This window comes from Novosphingobium guangzhouense (assembly GCF_002896965.1).
Classification (GTDB): Bacteria; Pseudomonadota; Alphaproteobacteria; order Sphingomonadales; family Sphingomonadaceae; genus Novosphingobium; species Novosphingobium guangzhouense.
In genome coordinates this window covers 1-797 of the sequence record NZ_LYMM01000016.1, presented here as the reverse complement: position 1 = coordinate 797, position 797 = coordinate 1, and the positions used below count along the sequence as shown (strand labels likewise).

Annotated in this window: 1 protein-coding gene; it reads right to left on the bottom strand. The window is 63.6% G+C overall.

What is annotated here, in order from left to right:
• On the bottom strand, positions 1-779 hold a 779-nt coding region (locus tag A8V01_RS04925), incomplete at its 3' end, for a flagellin N-terminal helical domain-containing protein (protein ID WP_103094829.1).
• Positions 780-797 lie beyond the last annotated feature (18 nt).

Here is a 797-nt window from a genome sequence, read left to right as displayed (position 1 = left end):
GCGAGCATCGCGGTGGATGCCTGGCTGAGGATCTGTGCCTTGGCCATCGCGGTGGTTTCGGCCGAATAGTCGGCGTCCTCGATGCGGCTGCGGGCGTCGGACAGGTTGGTCGTGGTGTTGGTCAGGTTGTTGATCGCCGATTCCAGGCGGTTCTGGCCGGCGCCCAGCGAAGCGCGGGTCGCGTTGACGTCCGCCAGCGCCTTGTCGACGTTGGCCAGCGTGGTCGAAGCCTTGGTCGCGTCGGTGACGTCAAGCGCGGTGGCGGTCATGTTGGTGCCGTCGATCGCCTTCGAGGTCAGCGTGACCTTCTGGCCGGCCTGCGAACCGGTCTGGATGTCGAAGGTCAGATCGGTGCCCGAAGTGGTCGAGATCAGCGTGTTGCCGTTGAACTTGGTCTGCGTGAAAGAGTCGGAGATCTGCGTGGTCAGCGCGGAAACTTCCTGCTGCATCGCCGCGCGGTCCGAAGACTGATAGGTGCCCGAAGCCGACTGGATCGCCAGTTCACGAACGCGCTGCAGCATGTTGCCGACTTCCGACAGCGTGCCTTCCGCGGTCTGCGCCAGCGAGATACCGTCGTTCGCGTTGCGGATGCCCTGGCTCATGCCGCGGATCTGCGAGGTCATCGAGGTCGAGATCGCAAGACCCGCCGCGTCGTCCTTGGCAGAGTTAATGCGCTTGCCGGTCGACAGGCGCTCCATCGCCGTGCCCAGAGCCTTGCTGGCCGAATTCGAAGCATTCGAAGCGCGGATCGCGCTGATATTGGTGTTGATGACAGACATTGTGCGTGTTCCCGTGAC